Genomic DNA, 16,859 nt, shown 5'->3' on the forward strand with positions numbered 1-16,859 from the left:
TACGAGAATTGCACGCACCACCACTGCACCACCACGCCCTGTCACTCACGACGACCTGGGGAGCAGCAGCATGTGCGAGGACGACCACGCCGGCCTGGGCAGACGCGCCCTGTTCGTGACGGGCGCCGCCGCCGCGCTTACGTTGAGCAGCGTGACCTTTGCGAGAGGGGCGGACGACATGCACGACGCCGAGACCCGTACGGTCCGCGGGACGCTTCCGCCCGGCGCGCCGGACTTCGTGTACCTGCCCGTCGAAGTCCCCGAGGGCGTCCGGGAGATCAAGGTCTCCTACACCTACGACCGGCCCTCCGTCCCGGCCGGCACCACGGGCAACGGCCTCGACATCGGCATCTTCGACCAGCGCGGCACCGAGCTCGGCGGCAAGGGCTTCCGGGGCTGGTCGGGTGGTGCGCGCACGGAGTTCTTCATCCGGGCGGAGGACGCGACGCCGGGCTACATCCCCGGTCCGATCCGCGAGGGCACCTGGCAGATCGCCCTCGGCCCCTACACCGTGGCCCCGCAGGGCCTGAGCTACGAGATCACGATCACGCTGACGTACGGCGAACAGGCCGAGCCCGTCGAGCCGGTGTACCCGCCGGAGCGGGCCAAGGGCCGGGGCCGCGCCTGGTACCGGGGCGACTGCCATCTGCACTCCTGGTACTCCGACGGCCGCCGCACCCCCGCCGAGATCGCCGCCCTCGCGCGTGAGGCGGGCCTGGACTTCATCAACAGCTCCGAGCACAACACCCACTCGGCGCACGCGCACTGGGCCGACGTGGCCGGCGACGACCTGCTCGTGATGCTGGGCGAGGAGATCACGACCCGCAACGGCCATGTGGTGGCCCTCGGCGTCGAGCCGGGCACCTTCATCGACTGGCGCTACCGGGCGCGGGACAACCGCTTCGGCAAGTTCGCCCGCCAGATCCGCCGCTCCGGCGGCCTGGTCGTGCCGGCCCACCCGCACGCCACCTGCGTCGGCTGCAACTGGAAGTTCGGCTTCGGCGAGGCGGACGCGATCGAGGTCTGGAACGGCCCGTGGACGCCCGACGACGAGGTGGCTCTCGCGGACTGGGACGGCATGCTGGTGGCGTCGGTGCGCGACGACCGCCGCGACTGGATCCCGGCGATGGGCAACAGCGACGCCCACCGCAGCCCCGACCCCGTCGGCTCCCCGCAGACGGTCGTCCTCGCCGACGACCTGACCCGCGAGGCGATCCAGGAGGGCATCAGGGCGGGCCGGTCGTACATCGCCGAGTCCAAGAACGTCTCCCTCGCCTTCACCGTGTCCGGCGGCCGGGGCCGGCAGGCGGGCATCGGCGGCCGGCTGGAGGTCGACCGGGACACCCCGGTCACGGTCCGCCTGGAGGCCTCGGGCGCCCCCCGCTGCACGGTCCGCTTCGTCACCGACCAGGGCGTCCTGTTCACCAGCCCGCCACTGCCGGTGTCGGGTTCGGGCGTCGTGGAGTGGCGTACGACGCCCTCGTACGCGGCGTACGTCCGCGCCGAACTCCGCCACGAGGCGGCGGTCGGCCCCCTCCCGGGAGCCCTGGCGGCGTTCACGAACCCGATCTTCCTGGGGCGCTCGTAGTCCGGGGGCATGCCGACGCCGGGGCCGGCCTGCCGCTCGATCAGTTCCGGCCTCCGGCCGGCCTGCGGCGCCGTACCGCGTACACCGCCCCGCCACCGACCGCTACGGCAGCACCACCCGCGAGGGTGAGCAGCGGGAGCGCGGAGGAGGAGCCGGTCTCGGCGAGGTCGCCGGAAGGAGCGGTGCCCGCACCGGTCCCCGTGCCCGGGGAAGAAGGGGCGGTCGAAGAGGGCCCGTCTTCCTGGCCCGGGTCGGACTCGTAGATGCCGAAGCCCTCCCAGGCTCGCGACCATCTGCACTCGTCGTTCGCGTCCAACCACCGGAGACGGGCCATGACATCGCCCTCCCCCTTGCCCTCGTCCTTCGGGAGCCCCGAGTTGCCGAGGGGTATGCCCTCGTTGACGCGCAGGCGCAGCCGGAACGTCAGCGTCTCGTGCGGGGCGACGTCGGTCGTGGTGAGAACGCCCTCGAAGTCGTCCGGGAAGGGAATGTCGACCCAGGCCCGGGACGTCGGATCCTGACGCTGCATGTCCACATACTCCGGGCTTTCCGTGGGCATATCAGGCATCTTGTCGTAAGCCACCTTGGTGAGACCGACCTCGACGTCCTCCAAGGCCTTGTCCGTGTCGTTCAGGACCTTGAGTGTGAGGTCGTGCCAACCACTGCCGACGGCAATCCTTCCGGGCAGTCCGTCGAGCGTCGGCCGCATGCTCGGGTCCTCTTGATCGCTGTAGCAGTCCCACGGGTCGTTCGACGCCGCGGACGGGGACGGGAACACCGATGGAGTCGGTGACTCGGCGGCGTGGGCCGTGGCTCCGGTCAGCAACGCTGTCGGGAGCAACACGGCGGCAGTCAGCAGGGCCTGGCGGTGTCTCATGCGAATCAACCTCGGGTACGGGGACCGGACGACACCCGTGTGACCACGGTGACCCGCCGCCGGTTGTGGCGCCTCACCGGCTCTTCACCGACTGTTTCACCGACCGTCGCTGTCGAACTCATCATGTGAGCCCGCCCTCAGATCGGCGACCACCGCCGCGTGGTCGGACGGCCAGACCCCGTCGAGCGGGCCGTCACAGGCGCGCCGGACGGACCGGACGTGGCCCAGCCCACCCGGGCCGGGCGGGCTGACGTGGATGTAGTCGATCCGCGCGCCCGGCTCCCGACCCACCGCGACATACGGGTTCGCTGGGTCCCAGGTGACGGACGGGGCGGCCGGGTCGGCGTACTGCCAGGCGTCGAAGAAGACCTGGCCGGGCACGACCGGGGCGGTGCGGTAGCCGCCGAAGAGGCGGATCTCGTCGGAGTCGGGCCAGGCGTTGAAGTCGCCGGTGACGATGGCCGGAAAGGGCGTGTCGCCCCGGTTCTCGGCGACGAACTCGGCGAGCGCGCTGACCTGGCGGCAGCGGACGGCCGAGGCGTGCAGGGCGGAGCTCAGGTGGGTGGTGAAGAAGGGGATGTCGTAGGAGGGCGTGGTCAGGCGGGTGAACAGGGCGAGGCGGCCGTCGTCCACGTCGGAGGGCGCCGGGAGACGCAGGGTGCGCCGGTCGGTGACCGGCCAGCGGCTCAGTACCGCGTTGCCGATGTCGACCGTGGGGTCGCCGATCCGGCGGCGCCAGCGCTCGGGGGCGGGTGAGGGGGCCCAGGCCCAGTGCATACCGAGATCGTCGGCCAGCCACTCGGCCTGGTTCTCGCCGCCGGCGGCCCACACCTCCTGAAGTCCGACGATGTCGGGGCGCAGTTCGCGCAACCCGGCGAGGATGGCCTTCTGCCGGGTTTCCCAGGGGCCGAAACGCCACCACAGGTTCCAGGTCACCACCCGCATGGGTCACCGTCTCTCCTAGGGGAACCGTTCGAGGTTCCGCTTCCCGTTCGATCCCCCATGAGAGACATTGAAGAGCATCGGCCTCACCACGTGACAGGAGAACCGCGAATCATGACCAGCAGCGCGGACAGCAAGTACCGGACCGTCAGGGTCTTCCAGCGGCGGCTCAACGCCGTGATGCGCCGGCTGCCCACCCAGACGCTGCTGGAGACCACGGGCCGCACCTCCGGCCTGCCCCGCCGTACGCCACTCGGCGGGCGGCGGGTCGGGGACTCCTTCTGGCTGGTGTCGGAGTTCGGCGAGCGGTCCCAGTACGTGCGCAACATCAAGGCCGATCCGCGGGTACGGGTACGGATCAAGGGCCGCTGGCACCACGGCACGGCCCATCTGCTGCCCGACGACGACCCGATCGCCCGGCTGCGCGGGCTTCCCCGGTTCAACAGCGCCGGTGTGCGGACGTTCGGGGCGGACCTGCTGACGGTCCGGGTGGATCTGACCGACTGACGTGTACGGCGCCGGTCAGCCGGCCGGCGCCCGCTCGCACAGCTCCGTCACCAGCCCCGCGACGTCCCGCGGCGCCCGCAGCGTCGGGAAGTGGTCGCAGTCCGGGTGCCGGACCAGCCGGCAGCCGGGGATGCGGGCGGCCATCGCCTCGTTGCAGCGGATCACCTCGGGCTGGTCCTTCTCGCCGAGCAGCAGGGTGCAGGGCATGGCGAGCTCGCCCAGACGGTCGAAGGCCGGTTCGCCCGCCCTCTGGTGGCCGTACGTGGTGAACCAGGCCGGGATCGCCGCCCGCAGCTTTGTCTCGGCCTCGGTGTCGGGGTCGGGGCCCGCGGCGCCCCAGATCCGCAGGGCGAACGCGACCAGGCCGTCCAGGTCTTGGGCCGTGGCCAGCCGGACGATCTCGTCGTTCACCTCCGCCGACTCCAGGCCCTCGTAGCCGTTGACGCCGGGGACGAGCAGGCCGAGGGCCGCCACCCGGCCGGGGTCGCCCAGCGCCAGGTCGATGGCGGTCCTGCCGCCCAGGCTGGAGCCGACCAGGACGACCCGGGGCAGCTCGAAGTGGTCCAGGACGGCCCGCAGGTCGTCGAGTTGGGCGTAGCCGGCCGTGGGCGCGGGCGAGCGCCCGAAGCCGCGCGCGTCGTACCGGATCACACGATGGCCCGCGGCGGCCAGTCCGGGCAGTACGGGGTCCCACACCCGGGAGTCGCCGACCCCCGGGTGCAGCAGCACGACCGGCGGCCCGGACCCGTCCGCGCCCGTGTCGTCCGCCCAGACCTCGCCGCCCTCGACCCGCACCATGTCTCCCATACCGGAGACTGTGACCGGTCGCGCCGGCCCGACGACAGCCGCCGTCCGGTCAATCCCGGCGTCTCACCCCGGCCACACGATCGACTGCACCTCGCTGTAGGCGTGCAGGGCGTACGACCCGACGTCCCGTCCCACCCCGCTCCTCTTGAACCCGCCGAACGGCGCCTCCATGTTGCGCCCGACGGTGTTGACCCCGACCCCGCCGGCCCGCAGCCGCCGCGCGACCCGGAACGCGCGGGCGATGTCACCGGACCAGACGTAGTCGATCAGGCCGTAGTCGGTGTCGTTGGCCAGGGCGATGCCCGCTTCGTCCTCGTCGAAGGGGATGACGGACACGACCGGCCCGAAGATCTCCTCCCGGGCGACCCGCATGTCGTTGGTGCAGTCGGCGAGGAGAGTCGGCGCGACATAGAAGCCCCGCTCCAACGGCGGCCGTTCCCCGCCGGTCACCACCACCGCGCCCTCTTTCCGGCCCGTCTCCACGTACGACTCCACCCGGTCCCGGTGCTCGGCCGAGATCACCGGCCCGACCACCGTGGCCGCCTCGCGCGGGTCGCCGACCGGCAACCGGCGTGCGTAGGCCGCCAGTTGCTCGACCAGCCGGTCGTACACGCCCCGCTGGGCCAGCACCCGCGTCGGCGCCGTGCAGATCTGGCCGCTGTAGAAGGAGAACGTCGTCCCGATCCCGGCCACCGCCGACCCGAGGTCCGCGTCGTCGAAGACGAGCGCCGCGCCCTTCCCGCCGAGTTCCATCAACTGCCGTTTCATGTCCCGCCCGCACACCTCGGCGATGCGCTGCCCGACCGCCGTGGACCCGGTGAAGCTCACCATGTCGACGTCCGGGGACGACACGGCCGCCTCCCCGATGGCGGCGGACCGTCCGGAGACCACGTTCACCACGCCCGCCGGCGCCCCCGCCGCCTCCAGCGCCTCCGCCATCCGGTAGACCGACAGCGGATCCTGCGGGGCCGGCTTCACGACCACCGTGTTGCCCATGGCCAGCGCGGGAGCGATCTTGCCGGCCGGGTTGGCCCAGGGGTTGTTGTACGAGGTGATGCAGGTGACGACACCCACGGGCTGGCGCACGGCCAGTGCGCCCATCACCCCCGCCTTCCCCGCCCCCACTGCCTTAAGGGCGTGGGAGGTACCCCCACCGGCCTCGTTGATCTGCGGCGGGATCGCCCACTCGGCGGGCTCCACGCGCGCGTAGCGCCGGAACCGGGCCGCCCCGACGCCGACCTGCATGCCCCGGGCCGTCCCGGTGGTCGCGCCGGTCTCGGCCTGGGCGAGTTCGGCGTACGGCACGAGGTGGGCGTGGATGATGTCCGCGGCCCGCGCCAGCACGGCCGCCCGCTCCTCCGGCGCCGTACGCGACCAGGGCCCGAAGGCCTCGCGGGCCGCGGCACAGGCCGCGAGCACCTGATCCCGCGAGGCCTCGGGGGCCCTGCCGACCGTCTCCTCGGTCGCCGGATCGACCACGGCGTAGTCGCCGCCGTCCGGCTCGACCCAGGAACCTCCCACGAACAACCGCTGCCGGTCGGTGCCCTGACCGCTCACCTCGTGGCCACCGTCCTGGTGTCCCGCCCCGAGCGCAGCACACGCCCCGGCACGGCCCCGCTCACCACGTCGTCCCGGATCGCCTCGACCCCGTTGACCCACACGGCCCGCACCCCGATCGCCTTGGAGTCCAGCCGCGGGCTGTCACCCGGCAGGTCGTGCACCAGGGTGGCCGTGCCCGCGTCGATCCGCTCCGGGTCGAAGAGCACCAGGTCCGCGTGGAAGCCCTCCTCGATCCGGCCGCGTTCCCGCAGGCCGAAGAGCTGTGCGGGGTCGTCGGTAAGCATCTTCACGGCCTGCTCCAGGCTCGCCAGTCGGCGCCCGCGCAGACAGTCCCCGAGGAACCGGGTCGTGTACGGCGCCCCGCACATCCGGTCCAGGTGCGCCCCGGCGTCCGAGCCGCCCAGCATGACGTCCTCGTGCTGCCATGCTTCGGCGCGCAGCGCCCAGGAGGCGGGGTCGTTGTCGGTGGGCATGGGCCACAGGACCGTCCGCAGATCGTCGGCGGCGCAGATCTCCACCAGGCACTGGAAGGGTTCCTGGCCGCGCTCGCGGGCGATGTCCTCCACGACCCGGCCGCTCAGCCCGCGGTTGGCCTCGCTGTAGGTGTCTCCGATGACGTACCGCCCGAAGTTGGTCAGCCGCCGGAAGACGCCGGCCTCCTTGGAACCGGCGTGGCGGAGCATCTCCTTGCGCACGTCCGGGTCCCGCAACCGGGCGATGCGCTCCGGCACGGGCAGGCTCAGGACCGGTCCCCAGCCGGGGATCAGGTTCAGCGCGCAGAAGGTGCCCAGCGACATGTTCATCGGCGTGAGGATCGGCATGGTCAGGGCGACCACCCGGCCGCCCGCCTTGCGTGCCCGCTCGCTCGCCAGCAGCTGCCTGGGCACGCGCTCGGGCACGGCGGCGTCGATGGTCAGCACGTTCCAGTTCAGGGGCCGCCCGGCGGCGGCACTCATCTCCACGAGCAGGTCGATCTCGGCGTCGCTGAACTGGTCCAGGCATCCCGCGACGATCGCCTCGATCTGCGTCCCCTCGTGCTCCCCGACGGCCTTGGAGAGGGCGAGCAGCTCGGCGGGCCCGGCGTGCCGGGACGCCACGGGCTCGCCGTCGCCGTCGGAGTGCGTGGACGACTGGGTGGTGGAGAACCCCCAGGCGCCGGCGTCCATGGCGTCGTGCAACAGCCGTACGATCTCGGCGAGTTGCTCCCGGCTGGGCTGCCCGCCGATGGCATCGGGGCCCATGACGTACCGCCGCAGCGCGCAGTGCCCCACCATGAAGCCCGCGTTGACGGCGATCCGCCCTTCGAGCGCGTCCAGATACTCGCCGAACGAACTCCAGCTCCAGGGCGCCCCTTCTTCGAGGGAGACCAGCGACATGCCCTCGACCTTGGACATCATGCGGCGGGTGTAGTCCGCGTCGTCGGGCCGGGACGGGTTGAGCGGCGCGAGGGTGAACCCGCAGTTCCCGCCCGCGACGGTGGTGACTCCGTGGTTCAGGGAGGGCGTCGCGTAGGGATCCCAGAACAGCTGGGCGTCGTAGTGCGTGTGCGGATCGACGAACCCGGGAGCAAGGACCAGCCCGGTGGCGTCCTCACTGGTGCGGGCCTCTTCGGTGACACTGCCGATGACGGCGATACGACCGTCGCGTATGCCGACGTCGGCGGTGTGGGCGGGCGCGCCGGTTCCGTCGACAACGGACGCGCCCTTGATGACGTGATCGAGCATGAGCCTTGCCTCCTCAGCAGGCGACGCGGTGACCGACCTGTCTTTCAGGGGCGCGGGGAACTGCGCGACCGGCCGCCACGCACCCGCACCCCGCGACGGCGATTACGCGGCACCCCGGAACCGCGACGTCCGATGAACCGGATCCGTGTCGATCTTCGGAATCACGTGCTCCCCGATCAGCCGGATCGTCCGCAGCGTCTCCTCCTTCGGCACCCCCACCGGAAGCCCGAACGACAACTGATCCGCCCCGGCCTGCTCCCACCGCTTGCACTGCGTGAGCACCTCGTCCGGATCCCCGCAGATCAGTAGCTCCTCCTCGATGAGCAGCTCCACGAACTCCGGGGTGTACTCGGGCAACGTCTCGGGCCACACCGGGAAGCCCTCGGGCCGGGGGAAGGTGTCGTGGTACCGGAAGACCAGCGAGGGCAGATAGTGCAGCCCGCCGTTCACGGCGACCTCGATCGCCTCGGCATGCGTCGGCGCGCAGATCGCCGTCGTCGTCACCATCACGTTGTCGTTGACGAAGTCACCGATCGGTTCGGCGTTCACGACGGCCGTCTTGTACTGCTCCAGCACCCACTCCATGTCGGCGACCTTCTGCACGCTGAAGCCCAGCACCCCGAGCCCCTTCCGCGCCGCCATGGCGTACGACGGCGGCGAGCCGGCCGCGTACCACATCGCCGGGTGGGACTTCCCGTACGGCTTCGGCAGGACCTTGCGCGGTGGCAGCGACCAGTGCTTGCCCTGGAAGCCGACGTACTCGTCCTGGAGCCACATCTTGGGGAACTCGGCGATGGTCTCTTCCCAGATCTCCTTGGTGTAGTTCATATCGGTCACGCCCGGTATGAACCCGAGGATCTCGTGCGACCCGGCGCCGCGTCCGCTGCCGAACTCGAAGCGGTTGCCGGAGAGATGGTCGAGCATGGCGACCTTCTCGGCGACCTTGACCGGGTGGTTGACCTGGGCCAGCGGGTTGAAGATCCCGGAGCCGAGGTGGATCCGCTCGGTCGCGTGGGCCAGGTAGCCGAGGAACACGTCGTTCGCGGAGAGGTGCGAGTACTCCTCCAGGAAGTGGTGCTCGGACGCCCACGCGTACTTGAAGCCCGACTTGTCCGCCTGGATGACGTACTCGGTCTCCTCCATCAGCGCCTTGTGCTCGGCGAGCGGATCGGTCTCGGCGCGTTTGCCCACGTATCCCTGTACAAAGAGCCCGAATTCCAAGGAGGTTCACCGTCCCCACGTCTATTTCTGACGTTCCGTCAGATTCAGCTTGCCGCCGACTGTGGCACCGCACACGTGGACCGTCAATAGCTGACGGTACGTCAGATCACACTCACCCCGGCCAGCCAGCCCCCGTCGACCACGAACGGCTGGCCGGTGATGTAGGAGGAGTCGTCCGAGGTCAGGAACAGCGCCAGCCGGGCCACCTCGGCCGGCTTGCCGATCCGGCCGAGCGGCACGAGCTTGCGGTACAGCTCGTCCAGGGCCCGGCTCATCCCCTCCACATCCGCGCCCGGGTCGAGCTGCGCCGGGTTGGACATGGCGGTGTCGATCGCGCCGGGGCACATCGCGTTGACCCGGATGCCCCGGGGAGCCAGCTCCAGCGCGGCGACGCGGGTCAGGCCGAGGATGGCGTGCTTGGTGGCGGCGTAGGCGCCGACGGCCGCCATGCCCGTCACGGCCGTGTAGGAGGCGGTGTTCACGATCGTGCCGCCGTCCTCCATCTCGGGCGCCACGGTCTTGATGCCGAGGAAGCAGCCGACCTGGTTGACCCGCACCACCTGCATGAACTCGTCGAGGGGCGTGTCGACGAGGGAGTTGAAGCGCAGGATGCCGGCGTTGCTCACGAGGCCGTCTATGCGGCCGTACTCCTCCTTGGCGGCCGTGACCGCCGCGCGCCAGTCGTCCTCGCGGCCGACGTCCAGGTGGACGTAGAGCGCGCCCAGCTCCTTCGCCAGCGCCTCGCCCTGCTCGTCGAGCACGTCGGCCACGACCACCCGTGCCCCTTCGGCCACGAACAGCCGCGCCTCCTGCTCACCCTGCCCGCGCGCGGCACCCGTGACGATGACCGTCCGTCCGTCCAGCCTGCCCATGGTTCTCCCTCCGCCTCACTGGTCGAGAAGGGGCGCTACCTCGGCCCCGAACGCGGTGATCTGGTCGGTGAGTTCCGTGCGGCCGCGGCTGCGGAACCGCACCTGGATCTGGTCCACGCCCATCGCCCGGTACGCCCGCAGGGACTCGGCGAGGGCGTCCGGCGTCCCGGCGATCGTCCGACGCCCCACGTCCCAGGCGGGCGCACCGACGTACAGCGGCTCGACGATGGCGCCCATGACGTACGGCCCGTCGATGCCCGCCTCCCGCCGGAGCCGCCGTATCCGGGCGATCTGCTCGGGCAGCCGGTCCCGCGGGTCGCCCTGCGGCAGCCATCCGTCACCCTTCAGCGCGGCCCGGCGCACGGCGGCCGGTGACGACCCGCCGACCCAGACGGGGACCCGCTCCTGGGCGGGACGGGGCAGCTGGCCGAGTCCCTCGAAGTCGTAGAGCTTGCCGTGGTGCTCGGGGAACTCCTCCGGGCCGAGGGCGGCGCGCAGCGCGTCGACCGACTCGTCCAGCACGGCGCCGCGCCGCTCGAAGTCGACGCCGAGCACCTCGAACTCCTCGCGCACATGCCCGGCACCCACCCCGAGGATCAGCCGCCCGCCCGACAGGTGGTCGAGGGTGGCGTACTGCTTGGCGGTCAGCAGGGGGTGCCGCAGCCCGACCACCGCCACATGGCTCAGCAGGCGGACGCGCTCGGTGGCGGCCGCGAGGAAGGCGAGGGTGGCGACCGGGTCGTACCAGACCGTGCTCATCGCGGAGGCCAGACGGCGCGGGATGGCGACGTGGTCACAGCTCGCGAGGTAGTCGAAGCCGGCGACGTCCGCGGCGCGCGCGATGGCCACGAGGTCCGCCGGGCCGGCGGCGGCCTCCCAGGGCTCGGCGTAGATCGTGCTCTGCGACTGGACGGGAAGCTGGATACCCACCAGCGTCCGCCCGCCCGACGTGACTTGGATGGACACACACCCTCCTCGATCTGACGGGCCGTCATATATGTGCTTCGGGCGTCATCGTGGGGGTTGGGGTCGTCGGAGGCAAGGGGTGGGGGCGATTCGGGGACGTGGGGGGGGTGCCGCCCCGGGACAGTCGGCAGCAGGTCGGTGGCTCGTTTCGTGTCGAAGTCACCCCGAGTTTCACGGCCTTCGTCCGATTGATCGCAGGCCGTCCCGTTCGTGTCTCAGGCGTGTCACCGGGTGAGGGCGGCCCGGGACGGGCTCGTACTGGGTGGCGGCGGCTCGGGGAGGCCGGGTCGCGCCGAGACAACGGGGAGACCGACATGATCCGCAACCGCATCGCCGCCTTCGCCGCCGCGGCAGCCGCCGCGTCCCTGCTGCTGACCGCCTGCAACGGGACCGGCGGTGACACCTCCGCCGCGGGGTCCGTCCTGGCGAACCTGAGCTTCGGCAGCGGTACCGCGGAGAAGAACGACGCCGCTCCCGGCACCGGCGACTGGGCCACCCGTCCGGGCAAGCCCGCGAGCGAGCCGGTCGCCAAGAAGTGGGTGCAGCTGAGCGCGTCGCGGGCCGGCGACCTGAACCCGGTCGTCGTCAACGGCGCCGGCTTCACCCTCTACCGCTTCGACAAGGACACCGCGGACCCGTCGAAGTCGAACTGCGCCGGCGAGTGCGCCACCACCTGGCCGCCCGTCCTCGTCGCCCCCGGCGGCAAGATCTTCATCGACGGCGTGAACAAGTCCGACGTCGGCGTCGTCAAGCGCGACGACGGCAACCTCCAGGTGACGATCGGCGGCTGGCCGGTCTACCGCTTCAGCAAGGACCTCGAGCCCGGCGACACCAACGGACAGGGTGTGGGCGGTACGTGGTTCGGGGTGACGCCGGACGGACAGAAGGCCGGCGCGGCCGACGACGAGCAGGAGCAGGGCGAGGGTGGGTCGGGCTCGCCCGCCACCAGCGTCACCCTCTCCGACGAGACCGACTTCGGCGACCCCTCCGAGGGGCTGGCCGGCTCCGGCTGCCAGAACGTCGGCCGTGACGACTCCGCCTCCTCCCTCCAGGCCTCCGGCACCCTGAAGATCTGGTCCGAGAAGGACTGCGAGGGCGAGTCCAAGGTGGTCCAGGGCAACATCGCCGACCTGTCCACGATCGGCTTCGACGACACCATCTCGTCGGTGTTCCTCGGCTGACGCCACCGCCGTTCGCGCGAGCCGCGGTCCCTTCCCGGGACCGCGGCCTTCTCATGCGCCCGGCCACAGCCCGTCGTCCGTGAGCCCCAGCAGCTCGATCGCGTTGCGCCGTACGATCCGGTCCACCACGTCGGCCTCCAGGTGCCCCATCTGTGTCTCGCCGACCTGACGGGACTCCGGCCAGGTGGAGTCGGAGTGCGGGTAGTCGGTCTCGTAGAGGACGTTTCCGACGCCGATCGCGTCGAGGTTCCTCAGCCCGAAGGCGTCGTCGAAGAAGCAGCCGTAGACATGGTCGGCGAAGAGTTCGGACGGCGGCCGGTGCACCTTGTCCGCCACTCCGCCCCAGCCCCGGTTCTCCTCCCACACCACGTCCGCGCGCTCCAGGATGTACGGGATCCAGCCGATCTGGCCTTCCGCGTACATGACCTTGAGATTCGGGAAGCGCTCGAACTTGCCGCTCATCAGCCAGTCGACCATCGAGAAGCAGCAGTTGGCGAAGGTGATGGTCGAGCCCACGGCGGGCGGCGCGTCGGCCGAGGTGGAGGGCATCCGGCTGGACGAGCCGATGTGCATGGCGACGACCGTGCCGGTCTCGTCGCAGGCGGCGAGGAAGGGGTCCCAGTCGTCGGTGTGGACGGAGGGCAGCCCGAGGTGCGGGGGTATCTCGGAGAAGGCGACGGCGCGTACGCCCCGCGCCGCGTTGCGGCGGACCTCGGCGGCGGCCAGCTCGGCGTCCCAGAGCGGGATGAGGGTGAGCGGGATCAGCCGGCCCCGCGCGTCCGGGCCGCACCACTGCTCCACCATCCAGTCGTTGTAGGCCTGGACGCACAGCAGGCCCAGCTCGTGGTCCCGCGCCTCGGTGAAGGTCTGGCCGCAGAAGCGGGGGAAGGTCGGGAAGCAGAGCGCGGACTGGACGTGGTTGACGTCCATGTCGGCGAGACGGGCGGGGACGTCGTAGGAGCCCTGGCGCATCTGCTCGTAGGTGATGACCTCCAGTTTTATCTCGTCCCTGCTGTAGCCGACGGCGGTGTCGAGGCGGGTGAGGGGCCGGTGCAGGTCCTCGTACACCCACCAGTCGCCGATCGGTCCGTCGTCGCCCGGCCGGCCCATGACGGGCTTGAACCGGCCGCCCAGGAACGTCATCTCCTTCAGCGGCGCCCGGACTATGCGAGGACCGGTGTCGAGGTACTTCTTCGGCAGTCGGTCCTGCCACACCGTCGGCGGCTCCACCGTGTGGTCGTCGACGGAGATGATCAGGGGAAACGTCGTCTCGGTGTCCATGGCGCCCACGGTAGCGCTGATCTGACGGTCCGTCAGCTACGCCGGAGTGGCCGCGGCCGTGCGAAGAGCGCGTGAGGACCTTGTGATATCCCGCGCGCCTGGCTGTGATCACCCTCTCCACAGCTGACGCATCTGCCATGAACAAGGCAAACTGGCGGAGATGTAAACGGGTCCTAGGGGGACTGCGATGGACGGGGTACCGCGAGTGCCGGAGCAGAGGCGTCCCGTCTCCTCGGCAGCTGCGGCAAAGGCGGCAGACGCGGAGAAGGCGGCGACCGCCCTGCGTTTCGGTGTGCTCGGTCCGGTGCGCGCCTGGCGCGGCGAGGAGCAGCTGGCCACCGGCTCCCCCCAGCAACGTGCCCTGCTCGCGGCACTGTTGCTGCGCGAGGGCCGTACGGCGACCGCCGCGGAGCTGATCGACGCCCTGTGGGGCGAGGAGCCGCCCTCGCAGGCGCTGGCGGCGGTACGGACGTACGCCTCCCGGCTGCGGAAGGTGCTGGACGCCGGGGTCCTGGTGAGCGAGTCCGGCGGCTACGCCGTGCGGGGCCTGCCCGAGGGCGCGCTGGACCTGGCCGTCGCGCAGGAACTGGCGACCGAGGCGGAGAAGGCCCGGGGCGCCGGGGATCTGTGCCAGGCGCGGGAGGTGCTGGGCCGGGCGCTGGCGCTGTGGGACGGCGAGGTGCTGGCGGGGGTGCCGGGGCCGTACGCGGAGGCCCAGCGGGTCCGGCTGGAGGAGTGGCGGCTGCAACTCCTGGAATCCCGGCTCGACATGGACCTGGAGCAGGGCTGCCACGCGGAGGCCGTCTCGGAGCTGACGGCGCTGACGGCGGAGCACCCGCTGCGTGAGCGGCTGCGCGAGCTGCTGATGCTCGCGCTGTACCGCAGCGGCCGGCAGGCGGAGGCGCTCGCGGTGTACGCGGACACCCGGCGGCTGCTCGCGGACGAGCTGGGTGTCGACCCGCGGCCGGGCCTGCGGGAGCTCCAGCAGCGGATCCTTCAGGCCGACCCGGGCCTCGCGGAGCCGTCGGCGCCGGTCGCCGAGCCGGTGGCGACCCTGGTGCGTCCTGCGCAACTGCCCGCCACGGTGCCGGACTTCACCGGACGCTCGGCCTTCGTGCGCGAGCTGAGCGAGGTGCTGGCGTCGGCCTCCGGGACCGAGGGCCGGGTGATGGCCGTGTCGGCGCTGGCCGGCATCGGCGGCGTGGGCAAGACGACGCTCGCGGTGCATGTGGCGCACCAGTCCCGCGCCGCCTTCCCCGACGGGCAGCTCTACGTCGACCTCCAGGGCGCGGGCCCGAGGGCGGCGGAGCCGGAGACGGTGCTGGGCTCGTTCCTGCGTGCCCTCGGCACGGCGGACTCGGCGATCCCGGACTCGTTGCAGGAGCGGGCGGCGCTGTACCGCTCGCTGCTGGACGGCCGCCGGGTGCTGGTGCTGCTGGACAACGCCAAGGACGCCGCCCAGGTACGGCCCCTGCTGCCCGGCACCGAGGGCTGCACGGCGCTGGTGACGTCCCGGGTGCGGATGGTGGACCTGGCGGGCGCGCATCTGGTCGACCTGGACGTGATGTCGCCGGACGAGGCGCTCGCCCTGTTCACGAAGATCGTGGGCGAGGAGCGGGTGGCGTCCGAGCGGGAGGCCGCGCTGGACGTGGTCGCGGCATGCGGCTTCCTGCCGCTGGCGATCCGGATCGCCGCCTCCCGGCTCGCGGCACGCCGCACCTGGACGGTGTCGGTGCTGGCGGCCAAGCTCGCGGACGAGCGGCGCCGGCTGGACGAGCTCCAGGCCGGGGACCTCGCGGTGAAGGCGACCTTCGAGCTGGGCTACGGCGCCCTGGAACCCGCGCAGGCACGCGCGTTCCGGCTGCTGGGCCTGGCCGACGGCCCGGACATCTCACTGGCCGCGGCGGCGGCGGTCCTTGACCTTCCGGTGGAGGACACGGAGGACCTGCTGGAGGCCCTGGTCGACACCTCCCTGCTGGAGTCGGCGGCGCCCGGCCGGTACCGGTACCACGACCTGGTACGGCTCTACGCGCGTGCCTGCGCGGAACGGGACGAGTGGCCGCCGAGCGAGCGGGACGCGGCGCTCTCCCGGTTGCTGGACTTCTATCTGGCCACGACCGCGCGGGTGTACGCGATCGAGCACCCCGGCGACCGGCTGACCGACGACCTGGAGCCCACCCGCTACCCGGGCCTGCGGTTCACCGAGGGGACGGCGGCCCTCGACTGGCTGTACACGGAGGCGGGGCAACTGCTGGCCTGCGTCCGCCAGGCGGCGGGTACGGAGCGGCTGCGGCGGGCCGTGGACCTGCTCTGGGCGGCGAAGGACCTCACCGAGTCGGGGGCCAACTCCCACCAGTACGAGATGACGGCACGGGCGACCTGCGAGGCCACCCGGGCCGCCGGCCACGAACGGGCGGAGGGCAGGGCGCGTACGGTGCTCAGCGATGTGCTGCTGGTCTCCGGGCGAATTCAGCCGGCCGAGCGGGAGGCCCGCGTCGCCATGGAGCTCGCGGGGAGCGCGCGGGACGCCACCGCCGTCAGCTGGGTGGCCAACAACCGGGGCCTGATCTGTCTGCACGAGGGCCGGTTCGCCGAGGGCAAGGTCTTCTTCGACCAGGCGCTCGGAGGACTGCGTGCCGCGGGGAACCGGCCCTTCGAGGCGACCGTCCTGGGCAACCTGTCCCGCGCCCACCTGGGCATGGGCAACATCGCGAAGGCCGTGGAGATGGCGCAGCACGGGCTCGCCGTGCACACCGAGATCGGCCGGACCGTGCGCCTCGCCAACGGTCATTTCGCGCTGGGTGTCGCCCTGACCCGCGCGGGCCGCTATTCCGAGGCGCTCAGCCGGTTCTCCGACGCCCTCGGCATCTTCAACGACCATCGGCAGCGGCTCTGGGAGGGCGTCACCCACTTCCGCATCGCCGAGGTGCACGCGGCGGACCGCCGCCCGGCGCAGGCGGCCCAGCACGCCGAACAGGCCCTCGCGCTCGGCTGCATCGGCGGTGACCGGATGCGGGGGAACGTCCTCACGCTGCTGGGGAGTTCACTGGCCGCACTCGGTCAGGCGGACCGGGCACAAGCCTGCTGGCGCGAGGCGCTCAACCTGTACGAGCAGAACGGCGCCGCGGAGGCCGACGAGGTGCGCGCGCTGCTCACCTCCGCGGCCGCCGCCTAGGGCCTGTCGTTTGGATCAGGTCGGCTGAGAGGAACTGCGCCTGTCGGCCGAGCCGAGCGGGGTCTGGTGCGTGCAGCTGCAAGGCGGAGGAGGGAGCCGACGCGGAGCGTCGGCGAGTGACGACAACGCGGCAGATGTGCGTGCCAGACCCCGCGACG

General features: G+C 71.8%; 13 protein-coding genes. 4 read left to right on the forward strand and 9 right to left on the reverse strand.

The genetic code is table 11. The annotated features are described in order from the left end of the window. Nucleotides 1–70 precede the first annotated feature (70 nt). Entirely contained in the window at nt 71–1,588 is a 1,518-nt protein-coding gene (locus ACIQWG_RS33955) for a CehA/McbA family metallohydrolase (protein ID WP_404102664.1), read from the forward strand. Nucleotides 1,589–1,628: 40 nt separating this feature from the next. Here the strand turns inward: ACIQWG_RS33955 and ACIQWG_RS33960 are convergent, their stop codons facing one another. Further along, entirely contained in the window at nt 1,629–2,465 is an 837-nt protein-coding gene (locus ACIQWG_RS33960) for an LAETG motif-containing sortase-dependent surface protein (RefSeq protein WP_404102665.1), read from the reverse strand. A 96-nt stretch (nt 2,466–2,561) separates the two neighbouring features. Then, nucleotides 2,562–3,410, reverse strand: a complete 849-nt coding sequence (locus tag ACIQWG_RS33965; protein ID WP_404102667.1) for an endonuclease/exonuclease/phosphatase family protein — start codon at nt 3,408–3,410, stop codon at nt 2,562–2,564. Nucleotides 3,411–3,521: 111 nt separating this feature from the next. Here ACIQWG_RS33965 and ACIQWG_RS33970 point away from each other — a divergent pair, with 111 nt between their 5' ends. Continuing rightward, a complete protein-coding gene (locus ACIQWG_RS33970) occupies nt 3,522–3,914 on the forward strand; it encodes a nitroreductase family deazaflavin-dependent oxidoreductase (RefSeq protein ID WP_404102668.1) in 393 nt (130 codons plus the stop codon). A 15-nt stretch (nt 3,915–3,929) separates the two neighbouring features. Here ACIQWG_RS33970 and ACIQWG_RS33975 read toward each other — a convergent pair whose 3' ends face one another. From ACIQWG_RS33975 to ACIQWG_RS34000, 6 genes are all read right to left on the reverse strand, one after another. Next, nucleotides 3,930–4,721, reverse strand: coding sequence for an alpha/beta fold hydrolase (locus ACIQWG_RS33975; RefSeq protein ID WP_404102670.1), 792 nt, complete (start codon nt 4,719–4,721; stop codon nt 3,930–3,932). Between the two features lie 63 nt (nt 4,722–4,784). After that, the gene (locus ACIQWG_RS33980; RefSeq protein ID WP_404102672.1) at nt 4,785–6,278 is read right to left on the reverse strand and encodes an aldehyde dehydrogenase family protein; all 1,494 of its coding nucleotides are present in this window, start codon (nt 6,276–6,278) and stop codon (nt 4,785–4,787) included. Then, nucleotides 6,275–8,005 (reverse strand): amidohydrolase family protein, encoded by a 1,731-nt coding sequence (locus tag ACIQWG_RS33985; protein ID WP_404102674.1) that lies wholly within the window; start codon nt 8,003–8,005, stop codon nt 6,275–6,277. Before ACIQWG_RS33985 ends, ACIQWG_RS33980 begins: the two co-directional genes overlap by 4 nt. Before the next feature lie 102 nt (nt 8,006–8,107). Further along, the gene (locus ACIQWG_RS33990; protein ID WP_404102675.1) at nt 8,108–9,226 is read right to left on the reverse strand and encodes an LLM class flavin-dependent oxidoreductase; all 1,119 of its coding nucleotides are present in this window, start codon (nt 9,224–9,226) and stop codon (nt 8,108–8,110) included. 101 nt (nt 9,227–9,327) lie between these two features. Continuing rightward, nucleotides 9,328–10,098, reverse strand: coding sequence for an SDR family NAD(P)-dependent oxidoreductase (locus ACIQWG_RS33995; protein WP_404102677.1), 771 nt, complete (start codon nt 10,096–10,098; stop codon nt 9,328–9,330). 15 nt (nt 10,099–10,113) lie between these two features. Beyond that, on the reverse strand, nt 10,114–11,058 hold the full coding sequence (locus tag ACIQWG_RS34000) for a TIGR03619 family F420-dependent LLM class oxidoreductase (RefSeq protein ID WP_404103497.1): 945 nt from the start codon (nt 11,056–11,058) through the stop codon (nt 10,114–10,116). A 320-nt stretch (nt 11,059–11,378) separates the two neighbouring features. Between ACIQWG_RS34000 and ACIQWG_RS34005 the strand changes: the two genes are divergently transcribed. Continuing rightward, nucleotides 11,379–12,245 (forward strand): hypothetical protein, encoded by an 867-nt coding sequence (locus tag ACIQWG_RS34005; RefSeq protein ID WP_404102679.1) that lies wholly within the window; start codon nt 11,379–11,381, stop codon nt 12,243–12,245. Nucleotides 12,246–12,296: 51 nt separating this feature from the next. On the opposite strand, the gene ACIQWG_RS34010 is transcribed toward ACIQWG_RS34005, so the two are convergent. Then, a complete protein-coding gene (locus tag ACIQWG_RS34010) occupies nt 12,297–13,526 on the reverse strand; it encodes an amidohydrolase family protein (protein ID WP_404102681.1) in 1,230 nt (409 codons plus the stop codon). A gap of 187 nt (nt 13,527–13,713) precedes the next feature. On the opposite strand from ACIQWG_RS34010, the gene ACIQWG_RS34015 reads away from it, so the two are divergent. Then, the gene (locus tag ACIQWG_RS34015) at nt 13,714–16,701 is read left to right on the forward strand and encodes an AfsR/SARP family transcriptional regulator (RefSeq protein ID WP_404102682.1); all 2,988 of its coding nucleotides are present in this window, start codon (nt 13,714–13,716) and stop codon (nt 16,699–16,701) included. The last annotated feature ends 158 nt before the right edge of the window (nt 16,702–16,859 follow it).

Origin of the sequence: Streptomyces sp. NPDC098781, from assembly GCF_044759995.1 — a bacterium.
In the GTDB taxonomy this organism is placed as follows: domain Bacteria; phylum Actinomycetota; class Actinomycetes; order Streptomycetales; family Streptomycetaceae; genus Streptomyces.